At 68.2% G+C, this 18,788-nt stretch carries 28 protein-coding genes; 20 read left to right on the top strand and 8 right to left on the bottom strand.

Annotated features, from left to right (window positions below; all coding sequences use genetic code 11):
* A complete protein-coding gene (locus tag V2B31_RS02410; RefSeq protein WP_328274957.1) occupies positions 1 to 648 on the bottom strand; it encodes a YqaA family protein in 648 nt (215 codons plus the stop codon).
* 116 nt (positions 649 to 764) lie between these two features.
* On the opposite strand from V2B31_RS02410, the gene V2B31_RS02405 reads away from it, so the two are divergent.
* From V2B31_RS02405 to V2B31_RS02385, 5 genes are all read left to right on the top strand, one after another.
* A complete protein-coding gene (locus V2B31_RS02405) occupies positions 765 to 1,007 on the top strand; it encodes a hypothetical protein (RefSeq protein WP_328274955.1) in 243 nt (80 codons plus the stop codon).
* Between the two features lie 144 nt (positions 1,008 to 1,151).
* Positions 1,152 to 1,910: a hypothetical protein gene (locus V2B31_RS02400; RefSeq protein WP_328274953.1), complete on the top strand. Its 759-nt coding sequence runs from the start codon at positions 1,152 to 1,154 to the stop codon at positions 1,908 to 1,910.
* Positions 1,911 to 2,059: 149 nt separating this feature from the next.
* Entirely contained in the window at positions 2,060 to 2,707 is a 648-nt protein-coding gene (locus V2B31_RS02395; RefSeq protein WP_328274951.1) for a glutathione S-transferase family protein, read from the top strand.
* Positions 2,708 to 2,867: 160 nt separating this feature from the next.
* Entirely contained in the window at positions 2,868 to 3,395 is a 528-nt protein-coding gene (locus V2B31_RS02390) for a hypothetical protein (RefSeq protein ID WP_328274949.1), read from the top strand.
* Positions 3,396 to 3,430: 35 nt separating this feature from the next.
* A complete protein-coding gene (locus V2B31_RS02385; protein ID WP_328274947.1) occupies positions 3,431 to 3,772 on the top strand; it encodes a hypothetical protein in 342 nt (113 codons plus the stop codon).
* Positions 3,773 to 3,818: 46 nt separating this feature from the next.
* On the opposite strand, the gene V2B31_RS02380 is transcribed toward V2B31_RS02385, so the two are convergent.
* Positions 3,819 to 4,664, bottom strand: a complete 846-nt coding sequence (locus V2B31_RS02380) for a hypothetical protein (protein WP_328274945.1) — start codon at positions 4,662 to 4,664, stop codon at positions 3,819 to 3,821.
* A 601-nt stretch (positions 4,665 to 5,265) separates the two neighbouring features.
* Between V2B31_RS02380 and V2B31_RS02375 the strand changes: the two genes are divergently transcribed.
* Positions 5,266 to 6,582, top strand: coding sequence for a M28 family peptidase (locus tag V2B31_RS02375; protein WP_328274943.1), 1,317 nt, complete (start codon positions 5,266 to 5,268; stop codon positions 6,580 to 6,582).
* Positions 6,583 to 6,614: 32 nt separating this feature from the next.
* Here the strand turns inward: V2B31_RS02375 and V2B31_RS02370 are convergent, their stop codons facing one another.
* Positions 6,615 to 6,794 carry a hypothetical protein gene (locus tag V2B31_RS02370; RefSeq protein ID WP_328274941.1) on the bottom strand — a complete coding sequence of 60 codons (180 nt, stop codon included), beginning with the start codon at positions 6,792 to 6,794 and terminating at the stop codon, positions 6,615 to 6,617.
* Between the two features lie 420 nt (positions 6,795 to 7,214).
* On the opposite strand from V2B31_RS02370, the gene V2B31_RS02365 reads away from it, so the two are divergent.
* Entirely contained in the window at positions 7,215 to 8,522 is a 1,308-nt protein-coding gene (locus V2B31_RS02365; protein ID WP_328274939.1) for a DNA-packaging protein, read from the top strand.
* A 32-nt stretch (positions 8,523 to 8,554) separates the two neighbouring features.
* On the opposite strand, the gene V2B31_RS02360 is transcribed toward V2B31_RS02365, so the two are convergent.
* Positions 8,555 to 8,884, bottom strand: coding sequence for a hypothetical protein (locus V2B31_RS02360; RefSeq protein ID WP_328274937.1), 330 nt, complete (start codon positions 8,882 to 8,884; stop codon positions 8,555 to 8,557).
* Between the two features lie 483 nt (positions 8,885 to 9,367).
* Between V2B31_RS02360 and V2B31_RS02355 the strand changes: the two genes are divergently transcribed.
* The 3 genes from V2B31_RS02355 to V2B31_RS02345 all read left to right on the top strand — a co-directional run bounded on the left by V2B31_RS02355 (position 9,368) and on the right by V2B31_RS02345 (position 11,412).
* Positions 9,368 to 10,486 (top strand): phage portal protein, encoded by a 1,119-nt coding sequence (locus tag V2B31_RS02355; protein WP_328274935.1) that lies wholly within the window; start codon positions 9,368 to 9,370, stop codon positions 10,484 to 10,486.
* 186 nt (positions 10,487 to 10,672) lie between these two features.
* The gene (locus V2B31_RS02350) at positions 10,673 to 10,981 is read left to right on the top strand and encodes a DUF6127 family protein (RefSeq protein ID WP_328274933.1); all 309 of its coding nucleotides are present in this window, start codon (positions 10,673 to 10,675) and stop codon (positions 10,979 to 10,981) included.
* The gene (locus tag V2B31_RS02345; RefSeq protein ID WP_328274930.1) at positions 10,978 to 11,412 is read left to right on the top strand and encodes an HK97 family phage prohead protease; all 435 of its coding nucleotides are present in this window, start codon (positions 10,978 to 10,980) and stop codon (positions 11,410 to 11,412) included. The genes V2B31_RS02350 and V2B31_RS02345 overlap by 4 nt, the downstream gene beginning before the upstream one ends.
* On the opposite strand, the gene V2B31_RS02340 is transcribed toward V2B31_RS02345, so the two are convergent.
* From V2B31_RS02340 to V2B31_RS02330, 3 genes are read right to left on the bottom strand one after another with little or no spacing between them, the layout of a single operon-like run.
* Positions 11,381 to 11,557: a hypothetical protein gene (locus tag V2B31_RS02340; protein WP_328274928.1), complete on the bottom strand. Its 177-nt coding sequence runs from the start codon at positions 11,555 to 11,557 to the stop codon at positions 11,381 to 11,383. The two genes, V2B31_RS02345 and V2B31_RS02340, sit on opposite strands and share 32 nt — an antisense overlap.
* Entirely contained in the window at positions 11,557 to 12,231 is a 675-nt protein-coding gene (locus V2B31_RS02335; protein WP_328274926.1) for a phytanoyl-CoA dioxygenase family protein, read from the bottom strand. Before V2B31_RS02335 ends, V2B31_RS02340 begins: the two co-directional genes overlap by 1 nt.
* The gene (locus V2B31_RS02330; protein ID WP_328274924.1) at positions 12,231 to 12,686 is read right to left on the bottom strand and encodes a DUF805 domain-containing protein; all 456 of its coding nucleotides are present in this window, start codon (positions 12,684 to 12,686) and stop codon (positions 12,231 to 12,233) included. The genes V2B31_RS02335 and V2B31_RS02330 overlap by 1 nt, the downstream gene beginning before the upstream one ends.
* Before the next feature lie 187 nt (positions 12,687 to 12,873).
* On the opposite strand from V2B31_RS02330, the gene V2B31_RS02325 reads away from it, so the two are divergent.
* The 7 genes from V2B31_RS02325 to gp17 all read left to right on the top strand — a co-directional run bounded on the left by V2B31_RS02325 (position 12,874) and on the right by gp17 (position 17,256).
* Positions 12,874 to 13,989, top strand: a complete 1,116-nt coding sequence (locus V2B31_RS02325) for a phage major capsid protein (RefSeq protein ID WP_328274922.1) — start codon at positions 12,874 to 12,876, stop codon at positions 13,987 to 13,989.
* Positions 13,990 to 14,109: 120 nt separating this feature from the next.
* The gene (locus V2B31_RS02320; protein WP_328274919.1) at positions 14,110 to 15,714 is read left to right on the top strand and encodes a tail fiber domain-containing protein; all 1,605 of its coding nucleotides are present in this window, start codon (positions 14,110 to 14,112) and stop codon (positions 15,712 to 15,714) included.
* Positions 15,704 to 15,871, top strand: coding sequence for a hypothetical protein (locus V2B31_RS02315; protein ID WP_328274917.1), 168 nt, complete (start codon positions 15,704 to 15,706; stop codon positions 15,869 to 15,871). The genes V2B31_RS02320 and V2B31_RS02315 overlap by 11 nt, the downstream gene beginning before the upstream one ends.
* Complete coding sequence (locus V2B31_RS02310; protein ID WP_328274915.1) at positions 15,868 to 16,146, top strand: phage fiber-tail adaptor protein; 279 nt, start codon at positions 15,868 to 15,870, stop codon at positions 16,144 to 16,146. The genes V2B31_RS02315 and V2B31_RS02310 overlap by 4 nt, the downstream gene beginning before the upstream one ends.
* A complete protein-coding gene (locus tag V2B31_RS02305) occupies positions 16,146 to 16,682 on the top strand; it encodes a head-tail connector protein (protein ID WP_328274913.1) in 537 nt (178 codons plus the stop codon). The genes V2B31_RS02310 and V2B31_RS02305 overlap by 1 nt, the downstream gene beginning before the upstream one ends.
* On the top strand, positions 16,679 to 16,867 hold the full coding sequence (locus V2B31_RS02300) for a hypothetical protein (RefSeq protein ID WP_328274911.1): 189 nt from the start codon (positions 16,679 to 16,681) through the stop codon (positions 16,865 to 16,867). The genes V2B31_RS02305 and V2B31_RS02300 overlap by 4 nt, the downstream gene beginning before the upstream one ends.
* Positions 16,864 to 17,256 (top strand): tail completion protein gp17, encoded by a 393-nt coding sequence (gene gp17 / locus V2B31_RS02295; protein ID WP_328274909.1) that lies wholly within the window; start codon positions 16,864 to 16,866, stop codon positions 17,254 to 17,256. Before V2B31_RS02300 ends, gp17 begins: the two co-directional genes overlap by 4 nt.
* Positions 17,257 to 17,418: 162 nt before the next feature.
* Here the strand turns inward: gp17 and V2B31_RS02290 are convergent, their stop codons facing one another.
* Positions 17,419 to 17,751, bottom strand: coding sequence for a hypothetical protein (locus V2B31_RS02290; RefSeq protein WP_328274907.1), 333 nt, complete (start codon positions 17,749 to 17,751; stop codon positions 17,419 to 17,421).
* 55 nt (positions 17,752 to 17,806) lie between these two features.
* On the opposite strand from V2B31_RS02290, the gene V2B31_RS02285 reads away from it, so the two are divergent.
* The 3 genes from V2B31_RS02285 to V2B31_RS02275 are packed head-to-tail and all read left to right on the top strand — an operon-like array spanning position 17,807 to position 18,722.
* Positions 17,807 to 18,214: a phage tail protein gene (locus V2B31_RS02285; RefSeq protein WP_328274905.1), complete on the top strand. Its 408-nt coding sequence runs from the start codon at positions 17,807 to 17,809 to the stop codon at positions 18,212 to 18,214.
* Positions 18,211 to 18,522: a gene transfer agent family protein gene (locus V2B31_RS02280; protein ID WP_328274903.1), complete on the top strand. Its 312-nt coding sequence runs from the start codon at positions 18,211 to 18,213 to the stop codon at positions 18,520 to 18,522. Before V2B31_RS02285 ends, V2B31_RS02280 begins: the two co-directional genes overlap by 4 nt.
* On the top strand, positions 18,519 to 18,722 hold the full coding sequence (locus tag V2B31_RS02275) for a phage tail assembly chaperone (protein ID WP_328274901.1): 204 nt from the start codon (positions 18,519 to 18,521) through the stop codon (positions 18,720 to 18,722). The genes V2B31_RS02280 and V2B31_RS02275 overlap by 4 nt, the downstream gene beginning before the upstream one ends.
* Positions 18,723 to 18,788: the final 66 nt, after the last annotated feature.

Below are 18,788 nucleotides of genomic sequence, written 5' to 3'. Positions count from 1 at the left end.
TCAGCGGCCGCCCGCGCCGAGCGTCGCCATAGTGGCGTGGCTGCACTTGTCATCCTTGCCGCCGCCGCCCGACAGCATCGAGGCGGCGAGGAAGCCGCCGACGACCAGCACGAGGAACAGGCCCGAGAGGAGCGTCAGATATTTCTCGATGAACGCCTTGATCGGGCGGCCGAATTTCCAGAAGAGGAAGCCCACCAGCATGAACTGGAACGCGCGGCTCACGATGCTGGCCCAGAGGAAGGTGAAGAGTGAGAGGCCGATGAAGCCCGCCGTGATGGTGATGAGCTTGAAGGGGATCGGCGTCGCGCCCTTGATGAGGATGATTTCCGCCCCATAATCGCGCAGATAGCAGGCGGCGACCGGGAATTTGGCGGTGAGGCCCAGCGCGTCCAGGATTTGCTGCCCCACCGCCTGATAAAAGAAATGTCCGATCGCATAGCCGAGCAGCCCGCCCAGCACCGAGGCGAGGGTGCACAGGAAGCCGAAGCGCAGCGCCCGGTCCGGCCGGGCGAGGCACATGAGGCCGAGCAGCGGGTGCGGCGGGATGGGGAAGAAGCTGGATTCCAGGAAGCTGATGAGGAACAGCCAGCGTTCGGCATGGCGGTGCGCGGCCTTCGCCAGTGTCCATTGGTAGAGCCTGGTGAGCATGGCGGCGACCTAGCCGAGATCGTTCCGGCTCGCCAGAGCTTTCCGGTGGGCGAAGCGCCAGAGGCACTTGATCGGTGCTGCGGCCGGCCTAGAACAGGCGCGACGAGGAGACACAGATGCAAGGCATGGGCGAGGGCAGTTGCCCCTTCACCTTCAACACCGATCCCGCGACCTTCAAGGTGGGCGACATGGTGAGCTATCGGGTGACGGGCAGCCTAGAGGGATTTCCCTTCGCCGGCACGCTGCTGGAGGTCCATGACGACCATGTCGTGCTGACCAGCGACCCGGAGGACAAGGCGAGCCGGATGCGGGCGACGCGGGAAAGCCGGCCGGTGGTGCGCGAAGAGGATGTGTGCTAACCGCTGGGCGTTGCGTGCGGGACGGCGGCGTCGGAGGTCTTTGTCCGCCTTCGCCCTGACAGGATGGTGCGATGGCGACGGCGTTGACCTTCCCTCGTCGTCTGGGCATGACGCCATGCCAGTAGCTTAGCCCGGTCGCCCCATTTGAACAGCCTCTCCATCCCCTGGGACAAAGTGCGGCAGCGCGCGGGCGGGGTGGCGTTCGCGCTGGTGCTCAATCTGCTCCTGCTGCTGGCGCTGTTCACTTTGTCGCCGCAGATCGCGCCGGAGCGGCAGGAGGATCGGCTGCCCGTCACCTTTGATGTCGAGACCGGGCAGAAGACCGATGACAGCCAGGCCAAGGCCGAGCGGACGCGGCGGCGCGAGCAGGACGAGGCGCGCCCGGAAAAGGCGGCAGCGCCGGTGATCCGGCCGCCGGTGCCAGTCGAGAAACCGGCCGAGCAGCCGCCATCGCCCTTCCCCTTTCTGACGATGAGCCGCGAGCAGATGGCGGCGGCCGACATCGGCAATCTGCCCAAGGGGGCGGTCGGCGCCGGCGCGGGCAAGGGTGACAGCGCGGCGGTGGTCGGGCCGGGCGAAGGGCCGGGCGGGGTTCAGCTGTTCGAGGCGGAATGGTACAGGCGGCCGAGCCATGCCGAGCTGTCGCCCTATATTCCCGGCGACGCGCCGCCCAATGGCTGGGGGCTGGTCGCCTGCAAGACGGTCGACCATTATCATGTCGAGAATTGCCAGACGCTGGGGGAATCTCCCCTGGGATCGGGCTTTGCCAAGGCGGTGCGGCTGGCCGCCTGGCAGTTTCTGGTGCTGCCGCCGCGCGTCAACGGCAAGGTCATGGTGGGCAGCTGGGTGCGGATACGGATCGATTATACCCGGACCATGGCACCGGCGGGGGCAGGGGAATAGCGCCGGCGCGGGGCTTAAGCGAACAGCGAGTGGGACAGCTGATTCGGCCTTTGCAAATTGTTTCGATGTCGAAATGAATTGAGAGAATCGTTGCGGTTTGATACTGAACTGCCATTGTGCCGATCCGACCACGAGAGAGGAGGATGCTCATGATTATCCATGGTGCGCGACCGTCGCCCTTCGTCCGCAAGGTGATTGTTTTTGCTGCGGAAAAGGGGATTGCGGCGGAGGTGCAGCCGGCCGGCTTCGGCCGGGGCGGCGAGGGTTTTTTGAAAGGATCGCCCTTCGGCAAGATACCGGCGCTGGAGGATGGCGATTTCCTGCTGTGCGATTCGACCGCGATCATAACCTATATGGATGCCCTGAAGCCCGGCGAGGAGATGATCCCGGTCGAACCCAAGGCGCGGGCGCGCACCATTTGGTATGAGGAGTTTGGCGACACGATCGTGCAGGCGGCGGGCTCGAAGATCTTCTTCAACCGGGTGGTGGCGCGGTTCGTCAAGATGACGCCCGATCTGGCCGCGGCGGACAAGGCCGAGGCGGAGGAAATGCCGAAACTCTATGATTATCTGGAGAGCGTACTGCCCGAAAGCGGCTGGCTGATCGAGGATCGCTTCACCCTGGCCGATCTGGCCGTGGCATGTCCGATCATCAATGTCGCCTATGCCTCCGACGGGCTGGAGCCGGCGCGCTGGCCCAGGACATCGGCGTGGCTGGCGGCGGTGAAGGCGCGGCCGAGCGTCGCGGCGGCGCTGGAAGCGGAATGGCAGGCGGTCAAGGGAATGCTCGACAAATAACCTATATGGAACATTCTGCTTGACAGCGTCACGCTGTTATGGCAGGGATGTGGACATTGGGAAAATGTGAGTCGCCGACGCGGCGGGGTGAAGGGCTGGTCCTCTGACGGGGGCCGGCCCTTTTCGTGTCGGCGATCGGCCGGGGTTCGGGAGGGGCGCGATGGCGAGGGACAAGGCGCTGGTGCCGCAGCGGCAGGAGGCGGGCGGGACCAGCAGCGCGCAGATGCGTCAGCGCCGCAAGGACGGCTGGAGCAAGGCGGACGAGGCGACGTTCCTGGCGGTGCTGGCCGAAACCTGCAACGCCAGCGAGGCGGCGCGGCAGATCGGCAAGGGCCGCACCAGCGCCTATCGACGGAAAAAGGCCGATCCGGGCTTTGCCCGCGCCTGGGAAGAGGCGATCGAAATGGGCTATGGCGAGATCGAGCTGATGCTGATGCGCGCCGTGCTGTTCGGCAGCGAGACCGAAGAGATCGTCACCGACGGCGAGGGCGCGGTGAAGACGCGCAAGGTCAAGCGCCAGGGCAATCCGGCAGTGGCGCTGCGGCTGCTGACCTTCTACCGGGACCGGATGGAGCGGCGGCGGGCCGAACAGGCGGCGCAGGAGGGGCCGGGCGGGCCGGCGGCGATCGCGCAGGTGGATGCGCTGTTCGACCAGATACGGCGCAGGCGCGCGGCGGAAGGGAGTTGATCGCGGCGGCGCGAGCGGGCACCTAAAGGGCTGGAATGAGCGCGGAAGGACGGACGATGCGGTGGGTGGTGCTGGGGTGGGCGATGACGCTGGCGGCGTGCGGCGAGGCGGAGCAGCCGGCGGCGAGCGCCAATGCGACCGCGCCAGAGACCGGCGCGGCGGCGCAGGTGGCCGGGCTGGATGAGGCGACTCGCAACACCGTGCACGAGAAGGCGATACGCGCGAGCGGGGCGCCGTGTCCCGTCGTGAGCGGATCGGAGCGCGCGACGCTGGCCCACGGCGTCAAGGGATGGAAGGCGCAGTGCGACAACGGCACCGCGCATCTGATCGAGATATTGCCCGATGGGACGGCGAAGGTGACGAGCCGGCGGGATTGAGGGGTGGCAGGTCTGTCCTGGGAGACGGACCTGCCCTCCGCCCTTGTCAGATCGAAAAGTCGAAGATGCGCGCGGTCATCGCACCGGCCGCGCCGCCGCCGGCAATGGCATAGATAAAGCCATATTCGCCGGTGGGCAGTTCCTGAAGCGGGGTAACCCGATACACGCCCGGCCGAACCATTTCATAGTCGAAGGCGATCCGGTCCTTGTCCATGACGCCCGTCTTGGCGCCGCCGATATTGGCGCTGCCGACCCGCGCTTCACGCCGACCGTCCTTCTTCATCAGTTTGATGAGGGTGAATTCGGACGGCGACGAAACGGTGGCAGCGGTGCCAGCCGCCCAGGCGGTCGCCATGCGCGCGGTGTCGGGGTTGGATTCATCGAAGAAGAAGTAGAAGCTGGGTTTGTTCTCCTGGGCGTGAACGCGGGCGGTTTCGTTCTGAATCGCTGCCTTGATGCTCATGGAGGCGATGCCGCCGGTCAACGCATAGCCGAAAATGCCGCCGGTCTTCGCCTGATTGGTGACGGTCGGATCGATCCGCTGCATCCGGCGACCGGCTCCGGTGCTGGAGAGCAGATAGACGCCGGCGGGATGCGGCACCATGGGATCGGGCGAGTCCATCGACATGGCCGGCGCCCGTGCGGCGGCCGGCGCGCCATTGTCCGCCAGCATGGCCGAAATGACCGCGCCGGAGACGCCCTTGCTCTTGAGCAGGATCATCTGGTCTGTCGTCAGGTCGAAACGGGTGCCGGAACTTTTGATCTTCGCGATGACCGCGTCGTCGCTGATGCCGGCGCTGACCAGCGCCACGATATTGTCGACCGTCAATGTTTCCGCCAAAGCAGGCGCAGCGATAGCCAGCGCTACCGCCGCGATAGTCATCCTCAACATGTGTTAACCCCCAAGGTTCAGTCCCGCTTTGTCGGCGGAATTCCTCTGGTGCTACTGGCTGGATCGATCGTCAAGGGGGATCAAGCCTCTGTTTTGCTTTGCAGGGGTGCAGTCTTGAAGGGGTGAGGCGCGGCAGCGACCTTGTTTTTTCGCGCGGAGGTGAGGGAACGCAGGGTGCGCCGGTCCCCCTCATCCAACTTCGCCTAGCCGCTTTGCGGCAAGGCTGCGTATCCTTCTCCCCCTGGGGGAGAAGGGGTGGGGCTGAGATTGCGGTGCGATCGTCAAATTGTTCGCGCAGAGGCGCAGAGGGCGGGGAGGATTTTTGGTTCGCGCGGGGGCGCGGTGGGGATGGGGGAGGCCGTCTTTGGTGGTTTGTTCTCTGCGATCTTTGCGGGCTCTGCGCGAAATTTTTGGGAAGGCGAGAGTCTCCGCGTCTTCGCGGTTCTGCGTGCCCTTCTCACTCAGCGAAGCGCGCGAGCCCTGCGCCGGTCCCCCTCATCCAACTTCGCCTAGCCGCTTTGCGGCAAGGCTTCGTATCCTTCTCCCCCTGTGGGAGAAGGGGGAGGTTTACTTTGGTGGGGTTGGCGGTCAGTTTGGTGGGATGAAGAGATTGCCGATGCTTGTTGTCGCGCTGGGCGGGCTGTCTTCCACCACGGCCTTGCCGGCGCAGGGGCGCGCGCCGGAGGCGGGGCGGTTGAAGGCGAGCGTCGAGGCGCTGGTGGGGTTCGGGACGCGGCATACGCTGTCTTCGGCGACCGATCCGAAACGCGGCATCGGCGCGGCGCGGCGCTGGGGGGCGGCGCAGTTTGAGACGATTGGCAAGAGCTGCGGCGGGTGCCTGACGGTCGAGACGGTGGCGCAGCGGTTCAGCGGGCCGCGCGCGCCGGACGGGGTCGAGGTGGTCGATGTGCTCGCGATCCAGAAGGGGACGGGCGATCCATCCCAGGTGGTGATCGTCGCGGGGCATATCGACAGCCGGGTGACCGACGTCATGGACGCGACCAGCGACGCGCCGGGCGCGAACGACAATGCGTCGGGCAGCGCGCTGGTGATCGAGGCGGCGCGGGTGCTGGCGGGCGAAACGTTCGACGGGACGATCGTCTATGCGCTGCTGTCGGGCGAGGAGCAGGGATTGTGGGGCGGCAAGCTGCTGGCGGACACCGCGAAGGCGCGGGGCTGGCAGGTGCGGGCGATGCTGAACAACGATATCGTCGGCAACACGGTGGGCCAGAACGGGCGTCGCGTGGCCGACCGGGTGCGTGTGTTTTCCGAAGGGATACGGTCGTCCGAGGACGGGAAGGCGGGGTTGGCGCGGCGCGGGATCGGCGGCGAGGATGACGGGCCGTCCCGGGCGCTCGCCAAGAAGATCGACGGGATCGCGAAGGCCGATCCCGGCATCGGGCTGGACGTGTTTGCGGTGCGGCGGCCGGACCGGTTCGGGCGCGGGGGCGACCATACGCCGTTGCTCGAGGCGGGCTATCCGGCGGTGCGCTTTTCGGTGGGAATCGAGAATTACGACCGGCAGCATCAGGATCTGCGGACCGAGAATGGCCGCGTCTATGGCGACACGGTCGAGGGGATGGATTTTGCCTATCTGGCGAAAGTGACGGCGCTCAATGTCGCGGCGCTGCGGGCGCTGGCTTCAGCGCCCGCAGCGCCTGCCAGCGTGTCGCTGGACGGGGCATTGTCGATGGACACGCGGGTGCTCTGGGACGCTGTGCCGGGGGCTGCGGCCTACAAAGTCTATTGGCGGCGGGCCGACGCGCAGGACTGGAGCGAGGCGCGCACGGTGACGGGCGCGACCGAGACTCTGCTCAAGGATGTGGTGGTCGACGACCATTTCATCGGCGTCGCGGCCGTGGCGAAAGATGGGGCGGAGAGCCTCGTGACCTTCGGCGGCATGGCGCCGCGACGATAGGCGCGCGGGGGAGCCGCGCCCCCTTTTCGCGGTCAGCGGGTGGTCGGCTTGTCGGCGGCGAGCGCCATCGCCTGCGCGGTGCCGGTGGCGGGTTTGACGACGGCGGGGCGATCGGCCAGCACGCTGGCGGCGAGCGCGCCGCCGCCGATCACCAACGCCGCGCCGATGATGGTGAGGAGGTTGCGGGTACGGAACGAGCGGTCCTTCTGCATGGCGGTCCTTCTACATAGCTGTTGTGCGATTGCGAAAATGTCGCGGGGCGGGCGGGCGTTCCCACGTCATCTGTTAAGTATTGTTGCTGTCGCGGGGTGGTCGCTTTTTGATGTTCGCGCAGAGGCGCAGAGGGCGCTGAGATTTGTTCAGGCGGAGGCGCGGGGGTGCGGACAAGATGAGTGTATTGGCCGCCTTTGGCGGCTTTTTTGTTCTCTGCGGTCTTTGCGGGCTCTGCGCGAATTTTCTTGTGAAATGTGCGGACGCCTTCGCGGCTTCGCGTGAGACATGTCTTGCCGCGTCAGATCGGGCTTTGCGCCTGGACGCCCTGGGCCCCGGCTTTCGCCGGGGAACGGGTGGCGCGCGGCTTGGTGAACCATATGGGTGCAATCGTCCTTGAGTGGCGTGTTTGGGGGAGGGCGATGCGGGGTTCGGATCGGGAGTGGCTGGCGCGGCTGGAGGCGACCGAGCGGGCGGCGCTGCTGGCGCGGCTGGACGCGGATGGCGCGGCGCGGCTGGGATGGGATTGGCGGTTCCAGGCGCGGCCCACGCAGCTGCCGCCGCCGGGGGACTGGCGGGTGTGGCTGATGATGGCGGGGCGCGGCTTCGGCAAGACGCGGGCCGGGGCGGAATGGGTGCGCGGCATCGCCGAGGCGGATCCGGCGGCGCGGATCGCTCTCGTCGGCGCGACGCTGGGCGAGGCGCGTGCCGTGATGGTGGAAGGGGTTTCGGGCGTGCTGAGCGTTGCGCCCTGGTGGGCGCGGCCCGATTACGCGCCGGCGCTGCGGCGGCTGACCTGGCCCAATGGCGCTGTGGCGATGCTGTTCGGCGCGGCCGAGCCGGAGAGCTTGCGCGGGCCGCAGTTCAGCCATGGCTGGGCCGACGAGATCGCCAAATGGGCGAGCGGGGCAGCGGCGTGGGATAACCTCATGATGGGGTTGCGGATCGGGGATGCGCCGCGCGTGCTGGCGACGACGACGCCGCGGCCGGTGCCGCTGGTGCGGCGGCTGGTGGCGGCGGACGGCGTGGTCGTGACCGGCGGGCGGACGGCGGATAACGCCGCGAACCTCGCCCCCGGCTTCGTCGCGGCGATGGCGGCGGCCTATGGCGGCACGCGGCTGGGGCGGCAGGAGCTGGACGGCGAGTTGATCGCGGAGGTGGAGGGCGCCTTGTGGACCCGCGACCTCATTGAGCGGTGCCGGGTGGCGCATGTGCCGGGCGTGCTGCGCCGGGTGGTGGTGGCGGTCGATCCGCCCGCGTCGGCCGAGGGCGACGCCTGCGGCATCGTGGTGGCGGGGCTGGGCGGCGACGGGCGCGCCTATGTGATCGCCGACGCCAGCGTCGAGCGGCAGCGGCCCGAAGGCTGGGCGCGCGCGGTCGCGGCGGCGGCGATGGTGCATGGCGCGGACCGGGTGGTGGCCGAGGCGAATAATGGCGGCGCGATGGTCGCGAGCGTGCTGCGCGCGGCCGAGGAGACGATGCCGGTGCGGCTGGTCCATGCGAGCCGGGGGAAGGCGGCGCGGGCGGAGCCGGTGGCGGCTTTATACGAGGCCGGGCGGGTGGCGCATCGCGGGGCGTTTCCGGCGCTGGAGGACCAGATGTGCGGGCTGCTGGCGGGGGGCGGCTATGTGGGGCCGGGGCGGTCGCCGGATCGCGCGGACGCTTTGGTTTGGGCGATGAGTGAGCTGATGCTGGGGGTGAGGGGCGAGGCGCGGGTGCGGGGGATGTGAGGGGTTAGGCGAGGTTCGGATGTGGCAGAAGATCAATCCAACGCCTCTACTCGCTGCCCTATCTCTCGCCATTCCATGCCCGACAGGTTCATCCCGCAGGCAGTTTGAAGAGTTGAACTGGCCTTTGCCATGGCCTTCATTGCGGGCGGAAATGAGGTCTGAGGCAACGCAGCACCTATCCCGGTGAATTGGTGCGAGATGCGGGTCGCTTCGCCTACGGCACCGATGTGAAGCGTTGTCCATGCAACCCCATCGTTCCACTTATAATATGCAAAGGGGGTGCCATCCGGGAACGTGCCTCCATCGCTAACGTAATCCCATCGTTCGACCATCCCAAAGGTCTGGCGCAAAGCTTTATCCACGCAAGCGACATCGACTGGCGAAGTGAAATCTCTGCTTGACCCCATCCCGCGCTCTGGTTCGCATCCAGATAGGAGAAGCGGCAAGCAGAGCAGGATGCATGGTGCGCGAGACATTGCAGACATCATATGACGAGTTTTCAGAACGTCTGCCATGGATAAGAGCCGCTCTGTCGTCATGCCGGGCTTGACCCGGCATCCCACTTTCCTTCGAGCGCTTGAAGTAAGCGGGATCCCGGCTCAGGGCCGAGATGACGGTGGGTGTTAGGTGGGGCAGGCGTTGTGCCGTCCCCCTCATCCAACTTCGCCTAGCCGCTGTGCGGCAAGGCTTCGTATCCTTCTCCCCTGCGGGGAGAAGGGGCTTGGGGCGGCGGGTAAGGGTCGCGCCCACCCCGCTGCGACTAGGCGGCAGAGCCGCCAAGTCTCGCTGCCCCTCCCGTGAACGGGAGGGGTTTTTTGTTTGTATCGGTGCGTTGGGAGCAAGCCATGAAATGGTTCACGAAGGCGGCCGCCGGCGACGCGCGGCCGGTGTTGGCGCGGGCTTGGGGTTCCGGGGCGGTGGCGCTCGGCGAATGGCCTGCCTCCTATGAAGCGCAGCTGCGTGCCGGGGTGATGGGCAATGCGGTGGCGCAGCGGGCGATGCGGCTGGTGTCCGAAGGGGCGGGGGCTTGCGCGATCAAGGTGCGGGGGAGCGACGAGGATGCGCGGGTGCTGGCGCTGGTGCGGCGGGCTTCGGCGGGGCAGGGGCTGATCGAGACGCTTGCCTGCCATCTGCTGCTGCACGGCAATGGCTATGTCCAGCTGATCGCCGGTGCCGACGGCAAGCCGGCCGAGCTGTTCGCGCTGCGGCCCGAACGGGTTTCGGTCGAGGCCGATGCGCGGGGGTGGCCGGCGGCCTATCTCTATCGCGTAGGGGAGAGCGTGACGCGGCTGCACCCCGAGGATGCGGCGGGACGGACGAGCGTGCTGCACCTGAAATCGCTGCATCCGCTGGACGATCATTATGGGCTGGGCTGCGCAGGGGCCGCTGCGGGCGCGGTGGCGATCCACAATGCAGCGAGCGTCTGGAACAAGGCGCTGCTCGACAATGCGGCGCGGCCGTCGGGGGCGATGGTCTATGATCCGGGCGACGGATCGGTGCTGAGCCCTGAGCAGTTCGAGCGGGTGAAGCGCGAGATGGAGGCGGCGTTTCAGGGCGCTGCGAACGCCGGGCGGCCGATGCTGCTGGAAGGGGGACTCAGCTGGAAGGCGATGAGTTTGACGCCGGCCGAGATGGACTTCGTGGCGCTGAAGAGCGCGGCGGCGCGGGAGATCGCTTTGGCGTTCGGGGTGCCGCCGATGCTGATGGGGCTGCCGGGCGACAACGCCTACGCCAATTATCGCGAGGCGAACAAGGCGCTGTGGCGGCAGGCGATCTTGCCTTTGGTGGCGAAGATTTGCGCGGGACTTTCGCAGGGATTGAGCGGCTGGTGGCCGGGCGTCGTGGTGGAGCCGGACCTGGACGCCGTGCCGGCGCTGTCGGACGAGCGGGCGGCGCTGTGGGATCGGGTGGCGGCGGCGGATTTTCTGTCGGCCGAGGAGAAGAAGGCGATGCTGGGGGTGTGATTTTGTTCGCGCGGAGGCGCAGAGGGCGCTGAGATTTTTGGATCACGCGGCGGCGCGGGGACGCGGAGATTATTTGAGGAGTGCGGCCTTTGGCCGCCTTTTTTGATCTCTGCGATCTTTGCGGGCTCTGCGCGAACTTACTGGTCTGCAAGGCGGTTTGCGGGGCCGGGGCGAGAGGAGGGGCGCATGAAGGACGAGATGCTGGCGCGGCTGGTCGCGCAGGCGCAGGGGCAGGTGGCCGACATGGTGACGATCCGCGCGCTGATCGAGGAGGCGAGCGAGCTGGGCGCCGGGCGGGCGCTGGAGCGGCTGGGGCTGGCCGACCGGCGTGCGGAGGGCGATGTGCGGGAGTTGCGCGAGCTGCTGTCGGCCTGGCGCGACGCGAAGAAGGCGGCGCGCGGGGCGGTGATCGGCTGGGCGGTGCGGATCGGGCTGGCGCTGGTGCTGCTGGGGGTGGCGGTGAAGGTCGGGCTGGTCGGATTGGTCAGAGCATGAGCGGCGGCGACCTGCGTTTTGCGGGCTATGCGGCGATCTTCGACCGGGTGGACCGGGGCGGCGACGTGGTGCGGGCGGGCGCGTTCGGCGCGGTCGACGTGGGCCGCGTGCCTTTGCTGTGGCAGCATGGGCCGGGGAGCGTCATCGGCACGGTCGAGAGCGCGCGCGAGGATGCGCGCGGGCTGCGCGTGATTGCGCGGGTGTCGCGCCGGACAGCGGCCGGGCGCGCGGCGGCGGCGGCGCTGGCGGCGGGCGCGGTCGATGGGCTGAGCTTCGGATATCGGGTGAAGGCGGCGCGGGGCGCGCGGCCGCGCGAGTTGCTGGGGCTGGAGCTGGTGGAGGTGAGTTTGGTGACGCACCCGATGCAGGATGGGGCGCGGGTGGTTGGGGTGGAGGATGTTAATGCGAGAGGCGCACGGCTGCGACAATAAGATTGTAGAGCATCAGCAATAGACCGCCGAGCCGGACGTGATGCGAATAGCCCGGACGCAGCAGAAACCAGAAGAAAAGAATAGGCAGGATTTGGACGCCGAGGATCAACCAAAGCCGCAGGCGGCGGGGTTCGGCGCCATCCATCACAATTCTACCCATTCCAGTGCGCCGGGCAGGGTGTCGGCGCTATAGTCAAGGTGCAGGACGCGGCGGCGGCGCGGGTTGGTCGCGGCGTCGGAGGCGTGGAGGATGGGGGTGGCGTAGAGCCAGATGTCGCCGCGTTCGGCGAGGCAGGCATGGGTGCCGCATCGCCCGACGAATGCGGAGACCTCGCCTTCGGGCACGCGGCCGTGGCGGTGCGATCCGGGAGCGATCAGTAGCGGGCCATTGCCGGCGTCTACCGGGTCGAGGTGGACGCGCAGCGTTACCATCCGGTCGAGCAATGCTTGCGGCGGGGCGACATGGCAGATGCCGGACTTGATCGTCCACGGGCCGTAGCCGGGCGTGTCGATGCGCGCCGTGACGGCGATGGTCCGGTCCTGATGCCAGCCGAGCGCCCAATTGGTCGCCGGATTCTTGTCGAACAGGATGGCGCGGACGGGTTTCGCCTCCAGGCCGAGATGGGCGGCGGCGTGGCGGCCGATCGTGCCGGTGGCGCCTAGCATGGCGGCGAGCGCGGGCAGGCTGGCGAGGCGGAGGCCGGGCTGGTCGGCGGGGAGCGTTGCGAGGGCGGTTTCGATGAGGGCAAGGGTGGGCGCGTCGAGAGCGGCGGGGATATGCTGTGCGCCATAGGCGCCGAGGTCAGTCGGAGGTTCCATCAGGCGTCGGACGTGCGTGGATCGGGGCCATGGCGGTTAGGGCCTTTGGTGCCAGGCAGCGCCGCGACGATCAGTGTCGCGGCGGCAAGAAGGGCGGCGACCAGTTTGTCGAGGCTGACATAGGGTGATGGTGTGACGGTGGTCCAAAGCCCGGTCAAAAAGGCCAGGAAGGACAGGATGTTCCAGAGTGGCGAACGGTCCTGATCGTTCAGGCGGCGTGCGAACAACGCGAGCTGCGGCAAGCCCAGCAGGATGAAAAGCAGGCCCATCAGGATCGTGAGGGAAGATCCACGCAGCGCGAGCGTTGCGAGCATCGTGGCGCAGACGCCGGCGAGCTTCGCCATGATCCAGTAGAGGAAATATTCTGTGCGGCGCGAACGGCTGGAATAGTCGCTGATGCCGGTGATTGCCCGCTTGAGCAGCGCGGCCTCCTGAGCGGCTTGATCGATCGCCATGGACGCCCCCTTGCTCCGAACACTCATGATGTAGGGCAGGTGCGAGGCATGAGGCAAGCATTGCCCTCATCCAACTTCGCCTAAGCCGTTCGGGCCAAGGCTTCGTATCCTTCTCCCCCTTGTGGGAGAAGGCGTGTTTGGGCGGTCCGAGTGGGCCGCCTTTTTTGTTTTCAAGCGGGAGATGGGCATGACGGATATGTTGGAAGCGCGCCTCGACATGGTGGCGCAGGGGGAGCGGATCGAGGGGTTGGAGAGTGAGGTGGCGGCGCTGAAGGGCGCGTTGCTGAGCGCGCAGCGGCCGGCGCTCGATGGGGTGAAGGGCGGGGCGGTCGATCCGGCGCGCGCGGCGTTCGTCGAGCGCTATCTGCGGCAGGGGCTGGATGCGGGCGTCGAACTCAAGAGCGTGTCGGGGGCGACCAATGCGACGGGCGGCTTTGCCGTGCCGCGCGAGATCGACCAGCTCATCGGCACGACGCTGAAGGCGATTTCGCCCATTCGCTCGATCGCCAATGTCGTGCGCACCGGAACGGCGGGCTATCGCAAGCTGGTGACGGCGGGCGGGATCGTGTCGGGCTGGGCGAGCGAGACCGGGGCGCGGGCCGAGACGGGGACGCCGACCTTCAACGAGATCGTGCCGCCGGCGGGCGAGCTGTTCGCCAATCCGGCCGCGTCCCAGGCGATGCTGGACGACGCGCAGTTCGATGTCGAGGGCTGGCTGGCGAACGAGATCGCCCGCGAGTTCGCGGTGGCGGAAGGATCGGCCTTCGTGAGCGGTAACGGGACCAACAAGCCCAAGGGCTTCCTGGCCTATACCACCACCAACGAGGCCGACAGCGCGCGCGCTTTCGGATCGTTGCAATATGTCGCGTCGGGGGCAGCGGGGGCATTCCCGGCCAGCAATCCGCAGGACAAGCTCATCGACCTGGTCCAGACCCTGCGCGCGCCCTATCGCCAGGGGGCGGTGTTCGTGATGAACAGCGCGACGCTGGCGGTGATCCGCAAGATGAAGACGACCGATGGCGCGTTCATCTGGCAGCCGGGGCTGAGTGCGGCGCAGCCCGCGACCTTGCTCGGCTATCCGGTGGTCGAGGCGGAGGACATGCCCGACATCGCGGCGAACAGCCTGTCGATCGCCTTCGGCAATTTCCAGATGGGCTATGTCATCGCGGAGCGCAGCGAGACGAGCATCCTGCGCGATCCGTTCAGCAACAAGCCGTTCGTGCATTTCTACGCGGTCAAGCGGATCGGCGGCGGCGTGGCGAACAGCGAGGCGATTAAGTTGATGAAGTTTGCGGCTTCGTAAGGTGAGGCACGGGGGAAGGTGTGCGCCTTCCCCCTCATCCAACTTCGCCTAGCCAGCACGCTGGCAAGGCTTCGTATCCTTCTCCCCCATGGGGAGAAGGTTTTTTGTTGGGAGCGGGGCGTGGGGATTACGGGGCTGGAGATGGCGGACCTGGTGCGGGAGGTCTGTTATGATGTGGGGACCGGGCCGCTGGTGCCGGGCGGGGCGATGGCGGGGTTTCGCGCCTTTGCCGATGCGGTCGGGGAAGGCGAGGCGTTTCCCTACGTCATCGTCGGGGTGGCGCATCCCGAGCAGTGGGAGGCGGGCAGCGGGGCGCTGGACGGGCTGGGGCGGATCGTGCGGACGCCGGCCGCTTCGTCGGCCGGGGGCGCGGCGGTGGATTTCCTGAGCGGGGAGAAGCGGATCGCGCTGGCGCTGCACGCCGGCTGGGCGCAGGCGGTCGAGGCGCATGGGCATGGGATCGGCGAGATTGCGGGCCTGACCGGCGCGCTGGCGGGGTTGCAGCCGCGCGACGGGCGGCTGGATGCGCTTTCCGGGGTGAGTGCGGCGGCGGATATGCTGCCCTACTGGACCGGGGCGGCGAGCGCGGATGTGACGCCGATCAGCGCCTTCGGCCGCAGCCTGGTGGGACAGGCGGATGCGGCGGCGGCGCGGAGCGCGATCGGGCTGGGCAGCATCGCGACGCAGGCGGCGAGCAGCATCGCGATCAGCGGCGGGACGATCAGCGGGCTTGCCTCGCTTACATCCACGGGCGCGGTGACGCGGCAGGGGAGCGGGGTCGTCTCCTTCATCGCCGACCGGACGAGCAGCAGTCTCAATTCGACGATGGAGTTCAAGACCACGGCGGGATCGGTCTTTGTCGGCAACAAGGATGGCGCGTCCTTCGGGATCAGCGCCAGTTCCAACCTCTCGTCGGGCAACTGGCTGACAGTGGCGTCGACCGGGATCAGCGCGCCGGGCGTGACGAGCGCGAACGCGCAGCTGACGGGCGGGAGCGTCACCGGGCTGAGCGCGCTGGGGGTGACGCAGGGCGCGGCGGCGGCGAGCGTGACGATCGACAGCAATGCCGGGCAGTTTGCGGGGGTGAGCCTGCGCAGCGGCACGTCGCTGCGCTGGACATTGCGCAAGTCCAATGGGGCGGAGAGCGGGTCAGCGGCGGGATCGGACTTTGTGCTGCACCGGCATGACGACAGCGGGACGGCGCTCGGCGCCGCGCTCCAGATCAGCCGGGCGACCGGCATGAGCCAGTTCGACGGAATCGTTGCGCCGCTGACCGACAATGCGCGCACGCTGGGGACGGCGGGGCAGCGATGGTCGGTGGTCTATGCCGCGACGGGGACGATCAATACGTCCGACGCGCGGGCGAAGCGCGATATTGGCGGCGTGGATGAGGCTTTGCTCGACGCCTGGGGCGATGTGGGGTGGCGCGTGTTTCGCTTCGTCGATGCCTGGGACGCCAAGGGCGAGGCGGCGCGGTGGCATGTGGGCCTTATCGCGCAGGAGGTGCGCCATGCGATCGACGCGCGGCTGGGGACGGGCGCGGCGGTGCGGCTGGGGCTGCTCTGTCATGACGCATGGGACGCGGCCGGCGATGGCGAGGATGCGCGGCCGGCGGGGGATCGCTGGGGGCTGCGCTACGAGGAGATATTCGCGCTGGAGGCGGCGTGGCAGCGGCGGCGGATCGACCGGATCGAGGCACTGCTGGAGGCGCGCGATGCAGGGTGATCCGCTGGGCGCGGTGGCGCTGGGCGAACTGCGCGTGGGCATGACAGGCTGGGAAGGGCCGTGGGGGCCGGGGGTGCGGCCGGGCGCGGCGATGCGGCCGCGTGGCGAGGCGCGGGTCGGACGACCGGCCCAGGAGAAGGGGGACAGGGTGCGATGAGCCTGCATATCAAGGATCCGGGGGCGCGGATCGACCATGCCATCGACTGGTCCGCCTATCTGTCGGGGCAGAGCCTGATCGCCAGCCTGTGGGAGGTCGCGCCGGTGGAGGCGGGCGGGCTGGCGGTCGAGGCGAGCGCCTACGAGCCGCAGCGCAGCAGCGCGCGGCTTTCGGGCGGCGTCGTCGGCCATGTCTATCGGCTGACCAATCGGGTGACGCTGTCCGACGGGCAGCTGGACGAGCGATCGGTGACGATCCGGGTGGAGGAACGCTGATGCTGGAGGAACAGGAAAGCGGGGCGCTGGCGGCGCCGATGGCCGAGCTGAAAGCCTATCTGCGGATCGAGAGCGGGGCGGAAGACGCCGTGCTGGCGGGGCTGCTGCGGAGCGCGGCGGCGCTGTGCGAGCAGTTTGTGGGCCAGTGGCTGATCGCGCGGACGGCGCGCGAGACGGTGGCGGCGACGGGCGGCTGGCAAAGGCTGGCGGCGCGGCCGGTGCTGAGCATCGAGGCGGTCGAGGCGGTGGATGATGAGGGGGGGCGCGAAACCTTGCCGGTCGAAGCCTATGCGATCGACATCGATGCGGCGGGGGATGGCTGGGTGCGATCGACCCGCGCGGGCGAGACGCGGCGGCTGGCGGTCACTTATCGCGCCGGGATGGCGGGCGAGCTGAACGGCGTGCCCGAGGCGCTGCGGCAGGGGATCGTGCGGCTGGCGGCGGAGCATTTCCTGGCGCGGGGCAGCGAGAGCGCCGCGCCGCCCGCCGTGGTGAGCGCGCTGTGGCGGCCGTTTCGGCGGATGCGGCTGGCATGAGGGCGGCGCTGGCGCGGCTGGCGGAGGCGAGGGTGGCGCGGGTGCGGGATCGGATCGTGGCGGCGCTGGCGGATGAGGGCGTCGAGGCGGTGATCGAGGGCGAGGCGGTGCGGGCGCAAGGGGCCGGGCTGCTGGGGCGGTGGGCGCGCGATCTCGCGTTGCGCGAGGCGGGGAGAGGGCGATGAGCGCGGAAGTGGCGGTGCGGGGCGCGGTGATCGCGGCGTTGCGGAATGACCTGGCGCTGATGGACCAGATGAACGGCCTCTATGACGGCGAGCCGGCGCGGGCAGCGGCGCCCTATGGCGTGGTGGGCGAGTGCCTGGGCGCGGACTGGGGCGGCAAGGATGTCGAGGGGCGCGAACTGCGGCTGACTGTGGCGCTGGTGGTGGCGGACGAGACGCCGGCGCGGCTGGGCGGAATGATCGCGCGGATCGAGCCGGCGATCGGTGCTGCGGCTGTGGCGGACGGCTGGCGGATCGTCAGCGCGCGGCTGCTGCGGTCGCGGGTGGCGCGGAATGGCGCGGGCGGGTGGCGCGCGAGCGTGGACTATCGGTTGCGGGTGGTGCGGGAGTAGTTCGAGACCCTTTATCGCGTTCCCCGGCCTGCGCCGGGGAACCAAAACGCTGTCGGTCCAGAGCGGGTGGTGCGGGAGTGAGATGGCATCGCCCTCACCTTCCCACTCGGCTGCGCCGAGCGGGCCCCTTCCTCTCCCGATGGGAGAGGAGATTGATGGCGGTCAGCTTGGGCGGCTGCTTTCTTCGTAGCTTTCGGTGATGTTGGTCACATAGTCGGAAATCTGTTCGTCGGCGTCGGCATTGGCGGCCGCGTCGGACATTTTATCGGCCTTGTCCTGCGCGATGATGGCGGCGCGGAAGGCGGCTTCCTTGTCAGCGCACGCTTTCTTCATCGCGGCCGAGAAATCGCCGAGGCTGAGCTTGGCGTCGAGCGCGGGCTGGATCTGCGCGCTCAGGCATTTGGAAAATTCCTTGCGCCCGGCGCCCACGGCGTCGGCGAGATTGGGCGTGGATGCCGCGCCGAACATCAGCGCGAGCGAAGCGGCAATCATCATCTGAACCTCTCCATATCCGGCATTTGGCACGGTTTATCTGAAGAAAGGATGCGCCATGGGCGTTGAAAAGGGAAGTGCATTTTTGCTGAAAGTCGGGGATGGCAACATTCCCGCAACATATTCCACCGTGGCCGGGATGCGCACGACGCAGCTGTCGGTGAATGGCGAGGCGGTGAACATCACCAGCAAGGATTCGGGCGGCTGGCGCGAATTGCTGTCGGGCGCGGGGGTGCGGTCGGTGAGTGTATCGGCGGCGGGGCTGTTCACCGGATCGGCAGCCGAGGTGCGCATCCGCAACCATGCGCTGTCGGGCACGATCGACCAGTATGAGCTGAGCTTCGAGAGCGGCGAACGGATGCGCGGGCGCTTCCTGGTGACGCGGCTCGACTATGCCGGCGACTATAATGGCGAGCGCAATTATGCGCTGAGCCTGGAAAGCTCCGGGCCGGTGGTGAGCGAATGAGCGGGGCGGCTAACCCGATGCGCGGGGAAGCGGCGCTGGAGATTGGCGGCGAGACGCTGCTGCTGCGGCCGAGTTTCGCCGCTCTGGTGGCGGCGGAGCAGGAACTGGGGCCGCTGTTCGAGCTGGTCGAGCGGGCGGCGGACGGGAAGCTGTCGCTGGGCGATCTGGTGGCCTTGTTCTGGCATTGCCTGGTCGACCGCGAGGCGATGACGCGCGAGGCGCTGGGCGAGGCGGTGATCGCGGTGGGGCTCGCCAAGGTGACGCCGGCGCTCAAAGCCATGTTGCAGCAGATATTGGCGGGGAAGTGACGGGCTTTGCGGACGCGGCGGTGCGGCTGGCGGGGGTCGCCGGATGGCTGCTCGGCTGGCGGCCGGAGGAATTCTGGCGCGCGACGCCGGCGGAACTGGCGGCGGTGTTGGGCGCGGCTGGTGGTGAGGGCGAGGCCGAGGCTGGGGCTGGGGTCGATGGGGCGGAGTTGCGGCGGTTGATGGGGGTGATGCCGGATTGAGGGGACGGGCATCCTCCCCTGCAAGGGGAGTTGTCGCGCGCGGAGCGCGTGACGGAGGGGTGTCGC

Origin of the sequence: Sphingobium sp., from assembly GCF_036170395.1 — a bacterium.
Lineage (GTDB): Bacteria > Pseudomonadota > Alphaproteobacteria > Sphingomonadales > Sphingomonadaceae > Sphingobium.
Note: the sequence above shows the minus strand (reverse complement) of the source record. Positions and strands in the feature narration are given on the sequence as shown.

What these genes read in the sequence shown, in the direction of transcription:
- V2B31_RS02315 (WP_328274917.1), top strand. Translation starts at nt 15,704, where the DNA reads ATGCAGGGTGATCCGCTGGGCGCGGTGGCGCTGGGCGAACTGCGCGTG.
- V2B31_RS02395 (WP_328274951.1), top strand. Translation starts at nt 2,060, where the DNA reads ATGATTATCCATGGTGCGCGACCGTCGCCCTTCGTCCGCAAGGTGATT.
- V2B31_RS02375 (WP_328274943.1), top strand. Translation starts at nt 5,266, where the DNA reads ATGAAGAGATTGCCGATGCTTGTTGTCGCGCTGGGCGGGCTGTCTTCC.
- V2B31_RS02390 (WP_328274949.1), top strand. Translation starts at nt 2,868, where the DNA reads ATGGCGAGGGACAAGGCGCTGGTGCCGCAGCGGCAGGAGGCGGGCGGG.
- V2B31_RS02345 (WP_328274930.1), top strand. Translation starts at nt 10,978, where the DNA reads ATGAGCGGCGGCGACCTGCGTTTTGCGGGCTATGCGGCGATCTTCGAC.
- V2B31_RS02335 (WP_328274926.1), bottom strand. Translation starts at nt 12,231, where the DNA reads ATGGAACCTCCGACTGACCTCGGCGCCTATGGCGCACAGCATATCCCC.
- V2B31_RS02410 (WP_328274957.1), bottom strand. Translation starts at nt 648, where the DNA reads ATGCTCACCAGGCTCTACCAATGGACACTGGCGAAGGCCGCGCACCGC.
- V2B31_RS02285 (WP_328274905.1), top strand. Translation starts at nt 17,807, where the DNA reads ATGGGCGTTGAAAAGGGAAGTGCATTTTTGCTGAAAGTCGGGGATGGC.
- gp17 (WP_328274909.1), top strand. Translation starts at nt 16,864, where the DNA reads ATGAGCGCGGAAGTGGCGGTGCGGGGCGCGGTGATCGCGGCGTTGCGG.
- V2B31_RS02405 (WP_328274955.1), top strand. Translation starts at nt 765, where the DNA reads ATGCAAGGCATGGGCGAGGGCAGTTGCCCCTTCACCTTCAACACCGAT.
- V2B31_RS02300 (WP_328274911.1), top strand. Translation starts at nt 16,679, where the DNA reads ATGAGGGCGGCGCTGGCGCGGCTGGCGGAGGCGAGGGTGGCGCGGGTG.
- V2B31_RS02380 (WP_328274945.1), bottom strand. Translation starts at nt 4,664, where the DNA reads ATGTTGAGGATGACTATCGCGGCGGTAGCGCTGGCTATCGCTGCGCCT.
- V2B31_RS02305 (WP_328274913.1), top strand. Translation starts at nt 16,146, where the DNA reads ATGCTGGAGGAACAGGAAAGCGGGGCGCTGGCGGCGCCGATGGCCGAG.
- V2B31_RS02325 (WP_328274922.1), top strand. Translation starts at nt 12,874, where the DNA reads ATGACGGATATGTTGGAAGCGCGCCTCGACATGGTGGCGCAGGGGGAG.
- V2B31_RS02370 (WP_328274941.1), bottom strand. Translation starts at nt 6,794, where the DNA reads ATGCAGAAGGACCGCTCGTTCCGTACCCGCAACCTCCTCACCATCATC.
- V2B31_RS02385 (WP_328274947.1), top strand. Translation starts at nt 3,431, where the DNA reads ATGAGCGCGGAAGGACGGACGATGCGGTGGGTGGTGCTGGGGTGGGCG.
- V2B31_RS02355 (WP_328274935.1), top strand. Translation starts at nt 9,368, where the DNA reads ATGAAATGGTTCACGAAGGCGGCCGCCGGCGACGCGCGGCCGGTGTTG.
- V2B31_RS02365 (WP_328274939.1), top strand. Translation starts at nt 7,215, where the DNA reads ATGCGGGGTTCGGATCGGGAGTGGCTGGCGCGGCTGGAGGCGACCGAG.
- V2B31_RS02350 (WP_328274933.1), top strand. Translation starts at nt 10,673, where the DNA reads ATGAAGGACGAGATGCTGGCGCGGCTGGTCGCGCAGGCGCAGGGGCAG.
- V2B31_RS02290 (WP_328274907.1), bottom strand. Translation starts at nt 17,751, where the DNA reads ATGATGATTGCCGCTTCGCTCGCGCTGATGTTCGGCGCGGCATCCACG.
- V2B31_RS02330 (WP_328274924.1), bottom strand. Translation starts at nt 12,686, where the DNA reads ATGGCGATCGATCAAGCCGCTCAGGAGGCCGCGCTGCTCAAGCGGGCA.
- V2B31_RS02340 (WP_328274928.1), bottom strand. Translation starts at nt 11,557, where the DNA reads ATGGATGGCGCCGAACCCCGCCGCCTGCGGCTTTGGTTGATCCTCGGC.
- V2B31_RS02310 (WP_328274915.1), top strand. Translation starts at nt 15,868, where the DNA reads ATGAGCCTGCATATCAAGGATCCGGGGGCGCGGATCGACCATGCCATC.
- V2B31_RS02280 (WP_328274903.1), top strand. Translation starts at nt 18,211, where the DNA reads ATGAGCGGGGCGGCTAACCCGATGCGCGGGGAAGCGGCGCTGGAGATT.